Consider the following 4,754-nt stretch of genomic DNA (forward strand, 5'->3'; position numbering starts at 1 on the left):
CGGGGCGCGCCCCCCGGGGGCGGGGGGGGGCCGGGGGGCCCCGCGGGGGGGTGGGGGGCCCGGGCGCCGCGGGGGCGGGGGGGGGGGGGGGGCCCGGGGGGGCGGGCGCCCGGGGGGCCCCCGGCCGCCGCCACTCCGGCCAGGTCGCCGGCGGCGGCGACCTCGGCCAGGTTCACCATGGTGGGCGGGAGCATCATCAGCTCGCCGGCCTCCGCGCGGGCCAGGGCGTCCGCCGGGCGGACCCACAGCGTGTGGTCGGCCTCCCCGGAGACGTCCCGGGTCCGCTGCCCCTCGGGCAGCAGGGCCACGAAGAAGTACGTGTCGAAGCGGCGCGGCTCGAACTCCGGCGTGATCCACCGGCTCCAGGGCAGCAGCAGGTCGGACCGGAGGGTGAGCCGGCGGCCGGCCAGCAGGTCGGCGAAGCCGGTACGCCGGGCCTCCAGGTCCTGCCGGGCGGTCTCCCAGTCGTCGCCGCTCACGTCGCCCACCACGCTCGCCGCGTCCGGGCCGGCCAGCAGCACCCCGGCCTCCTCGAAGACCTCGCGGGCGGCGGCGCAGACCACCGCCTGGGCGGCGTTCGGGGCGAGGGCGAGGCGCTCGCCCCACGCGGCCGGCTCGGGGCCGGCCCAGTCCAGGTGCGCCTGGGAGTCGGAGGGATCCACCCCGCCGCCGGGGAAGGCGTACATCCCGCCGAAGGCCATCGCGGCGACCCGCCGGATCAGGTACACCTCGAAGTCAGCGCCGGCCGGGCGGAGCAGCAGCACGGTGGCCGCGACCCGGGGCACGGCCGGGACGCCACCCTCGGCGCGGAACCGCCGGGCGTGCTCCACCAGGGCGGGGGGTGCGGCGAAGCCGTCGTTGGTCATCCCGCGAGCCTAGTTCCCGATGGGTGGATCATCCGCTCGGCCGCCGGAGGGCAGGGGATAGCGTGCCGGCATGACGCGTTGGGGAATCCTGGCCACCGGAATGATCGCCGGCCGTTTCGCCGAGGACCTGCGACTGGTGCCCGGGGCCGAACTGGTCGCGGTCGGCTCGCGCACCCGGGAGAGCGCCGAACTCTTCGCCGCCCGGCACGACGTGCCCCGGGCGTACGCCTCCTGGGCGGAACTGGCCGCGGACCCGGACGTCGACGTCATCTACGTGGCCACCCCGCACGCCGCGCACCACGAGGCGGCCATGACCTGCCTGGCCGGCGACAAGGCGGTCCTGGTCGAGAAGCCGTGCACCCTCGACCTGCCCACCACCACCGAACTGCTCGAGACCGCCCGCCGCCGTGGCCTCTTCCTCATGGAGGCCATGTGGATGCGGACCAACCCGCTGATCCGGCGGATGCTGGAGCTGGTCCGGGACGGCGCGATCGGCGAGGTGACCCACGTACGGGCGGACTTCGGGGCCGCGGGGCCGTTCCCGCCGGAGCACCGGATGCGGGCCCGCACGCTCGGCGGCGGCGCCCTGCTCGACCTGGGCGTCTATCCGATCAGCCTGGCCCACCTGCTGCTCGGGGTGCCGCAGCACGTGCAGGCCTGGGCCCGGCTCAGCCCCGAGGGCGTGGACGAGAACACCGGCCTGGTCTTCGGCTGGGACTCCGGCGCGGTGGCCACGCTGAGCTGCGGGATGGTCGGCGCGACCGCGATCACCGCGGCGATCACCGGCACCACCGGCCGGATCGACCTGCCCGAGCCGTTCTACCGGCCCGGTGCCGCGGTGCTGCACCGGCGCGGAGCCGAGCCGGAGACCATCCCGGCGGACCCGACCGGCGGCGGCTACCAGTACGAGGCGATCGAGGTGCAGCGCTGCCTGGCCGCCGGGCTGGCCGAGAGCCCGCTGGTCCCGCACTCCGCCACGCTCGAGGTGATGGCCCTGCTGGACGACATCAAGGCCCGCATCGGCGTCTCCTACGACTGAGGGCCCCCTGCCGACGGCAGGAGGCCCTCCGGGCGTCACCTCAGAACAGCGGGCGGACCAGCAGGTACGCCAGGCAGGCGATGGCCGCCGCCGCCGGGAACGTGATGATCCAGGCGATCACGATGTTGCCAGCCACGTTCCAGCGGACCGCGGAGAGCCGCTTGGTCGCGCCCACACCCATGATCGCGGAGGTGATCGTGTGGGTGGTGGAGATCGGGGCCTTCAGCACCAGGGCGTTGAAGTAGAGCACCGCGCTGGCCACCGTCTCGGCCGCGAAGCCCTCCGGCGGGCCCAGGTCGATGATCTTCCGACCGAGGGTACGGATGATCCGCCAGCCGCCCGCGTACGTACCGGCGGCCAGCATCGCCGCCGAGGTCCAGAACACCCACTGCGGGATGTGCGTCTTGTCGTGCTGGTAGCCGCCCGTGTAGAGGGCCAGCACGATGATGCCCATGGTCTTGGCGGCGTCCTGCATGCCGTGACCGACCGACATGGCGGCGGCGGACAGGGTCTGCGCCCACCGGAAGCCCCGGTTCAGCTTGCCCGGCTGCCCCTTCCGGAACAGCCAGAGGATCGCCAGCATCACCAGGAAGCCGAGGATCAGGCCGACCACCGGCGAGAGCACCATCGGGATGATGACCTTGTCGATGATGTTGCCCCACTGGACGACGCCGTCAGCGGCGAAGAGGGTCGCCCCGACCAGGCCGCCGAAGAGGGCGTGCGAGGAGGACGACGGCAGGCCGAAGTACCAGGTGATCAGGTTCCAGGCGATCGCACCGATCACGCCGGCGAAGACCACTCCGAGGCTGGCCACCCCGGTCGGCAGGGTGACCAGGCCGTCACCGACCGTCTTGGCCACCCCGGCGCCGAAGTGCGCGCCGACGAAGTTGCCGACGGCGGCCAGCGCGAGGGCGACCCGGGGGGTCAAGGCCCGGGTGGAGACGCTGGTGGCGATCGCATTGGCCGCGTCATGGAAGCCGTTCGTGTAGTCGAACGCCATGGCGGCCACGATCACCGCCAGCACGGCGATGAGTTCGGGACTCACGGGATCAGGACTCCTTGACCGCGATGGTCTCGACGGTGTTGGCGACGTGTTCGAAGGCGTCGCAGGCGGCCTCCAGCTCGTCGGCCACCTCCTTCATCTTCAGCACGGTGAGCGCGTCGTACTCACCGGAGAAGAGGCGCACCAGCAGCATCCGGTACGCCTGGTCACCGTCGTTCTCCAGGCGGTTGCACTCGATCCAGTAGGGCTCGAGGTTCTTCATCGAGCGCAGCTGGGGCATGGCGTCCGCGGTCAGCTTGGCCTGCTGGTCGAGCACGTTCACCAGCTCGTGCATCTCCCGGGGGAGGGACGGCAGCTTGGTGAGGCCGTACAGGTACAGCAGGTTGCCGACCGCCTCCAGGTGGTCCATCACGTCGTCGAGCAGCGAGCCCAGACGGTAGATGTCCTCCCGGTCGAAGGGGGTGATGAAGGTAGAGTTGATCTTCTTGTAGAGCTCGTGGGTGATCTGGTCGCTGTCGTGCTCGACCTCGGTGAGCCGCTCGCTCACCGACTGGACCTCGACGCCGGGCAGAGCCAGCTCGTTGAGCAGCTCGGTCCCCTTCACCAGGTTCTGCGCGGCCCTGGTGAAGAGCTCGTAGAAGGCGCCCTCGGTGGGACGGAAGGAAAACTTCACAGCACGGACCTCGTCGTGTCGGTGGAAGGGTGGCCGGCGCCCCGAAAGGCGTGTGCTCTGGGCATGCTAGGTACCCGACGGAACCGGGCAACCGTCGGCCCACCCCTGGTCAGGCCCGATTCACCGTTCGTTCACCCGCCGTTCACCTTGACCCTCCCGCGCAGGCGCCGCAACCGCTCGCGCTCCCGCTCGACGTCGAAATCGGCAGGCGGATACCCCAGATCGAGTGCGTCGAACGTCTCCCGGAGCAGGTGGGCCACCGCCCAGTCCCGGTACCACTTGCGGTCCGCCGGCACCACGAACCAGGGCGCGTCGTCCGTGCCGCACCGGGCCAGGACATCGGCGTACGCCGCCTGGTAGTCGTCCCAGCGGGCCCGGGTGTCCAGGTCGCTCGGGTTGTACTTCCAGTACCGGGTCGGGTCGGTGAGCCGTTCCATCAACCGCTCGCCCTGCTCGGCGTACGAGATGTGCAGCATCACCTTCACCACGGTGACCGCGTTCTCGGTCAACTCCCGCTCGAAGTCGTTGATCAGGTCGTACCGGGCCCGCCAGGTGGGCTCGTCGACCAGCGACTCGACCCGGGCCACCAGCACGTCCTCGTAGTGCGAGCGGTTGAAGATCCCCACGTACCCGGGTGGCGGCAGGGCCCGCCGGATCCGCCAGAGGAAGTCGTGCCGCAACTCCTCCTCGGTGGGCGGGCCGAACGACCGGATGTGCAGCCCGAGCGGGTTCATCGCGCCGGCCACCCGCTTGATCGTGCCGTCCTTGCCGCCGCAGTCCATCGCCTGGAGCACCAGCAGCACCCGGCGCGGGCGGCCACCGTCCAGCTCCGCGCCGGCCCGGCTGGGCGCGCTGGCCGGAGCCCCCGGCCCGGCGGCGCCCTTCGCGGCCGCGTACAGCATCTCCTGCTGCCGGCCGAGCTCCGCACCGAGCAGCTCGACCTGCGTCCGCGCCCACTCCTTGCGGTCCTTCCCGCGCCCGGCCGCCGCCGGCAGCCCCGGGGTCGACCGGGGATCGATCGCCGCCAGGTCCTCGGCGCCCGGGTCCGCCCGCAACAGCTCCCGCATCGGCCCACCCGCGGGCCGCACGACCTCGTCCACACCGCTCATCCCCCGATCCTCGGCGCCCCCCCCCCCCCCCCCCCCCCCCCCCCCCCCCCCCCCCCCCCCCCCC

Annotated in this window: 5 protein-coding genes; 1 reads left to right on the forward strand and 4 read right to left on the reverse strand. The window is 72.7% G+C overall.

The window, feature by feature from the left end; all coding sequences use genetic code 11:
- A partial coding sequence (locus ACWEVO_RS30305) for an NUDIX hydrolase (RefSeq protein ID WP_452310884.1) occupies positions 1-866 on the reverse strand: 866 nt, incomplete at its 3' end.
- A gap of 70 nt (positions 867-936) precedes the next feature.
- On the opposite strand from ACWEVO_RS30305, the gene ACWEVO_RS30310 reads away from it, so the two are divergent.
- Positions 937-1,905: a Gfo/Idh/MocA family protein gene (locus ACWEVO_RS30310; protein WP_452310885.1), complete on the forward strand. Its 969-nt coding sequence runs from the start codon at positions 937-939 to the stop codon at positions 1,903-1,905.
- A gap of 40 nt (positions 1,906-1,945) precedes the next feature.
- On the opposite strand, the gene ACWEVO_RS30315 is transcribed toward ACWEVO_RS30310, so the two are convergent.
- The 3 genes from ACWEVO_RS30315 to ACWEVO_RS30325 form a co-directional block, all read right to left on the reverse strand.
- Complete coding sequence (locus tag ACWEVO_RS30315; RefSeq protein ID WP_452310886.1) at positions 1,946-2,950, reverse strand: anion permease; 1,005 nt, start codon at positions 2,948-2,950, stop codon at positions 1,946-1,948.
- Positions 2,951-2,954: 4 nt separating this feature from the next.
- Positions 2,955-3,581 carry a DUF47 domain-containing protein gene (locus ACWEVO_RS30320; RefSeq protein ID WP_452310887.1) on the reverse strand — a complete coding sequence of 209 codons (627 nt, stop codon included), beginning with the start codon at positions 3,579-3,581 and terminating at the stop codon, positions 2,955-2,957.
- 131 nt (positions 3,582-3,712) lie between these two features.
- A complete protein-coding gene (locus tag ACWEVO_RS30325; RefSeq protein ID WP_452310888.1) occupies positions 3,713-4,690 on the reverse strand; it encodes a PPK2 family polyphosphate kinase in 978 nt (325 codons plus the stop codon).
- Positions 4,691-4,754 lie beyond the last annotated feature (64 nt).

The sequence above is a fragment of the Micromonospora sp. NPDC003776 genome (assembly GCF_053605645.1).

What these genes read in the sequence shown, in the direction of transcription:
- ACWEVO_RS30325 (WP_452310888.1), bottom strand. Translation starts at nt 4,690, where the DNA reads ATGAGCGGTGTGGACGAGGTCGTGCGGCCCGCGGGTGGGCCGATGCGG.
- ACWEVO_RS30310 (WP_452310885.1), top strand. Translation starts at nt 937, where the DNA reads ATGACGCGTTGGGGAATCCTGGCCACCGGAATGATCGCCGGCCGTTTC.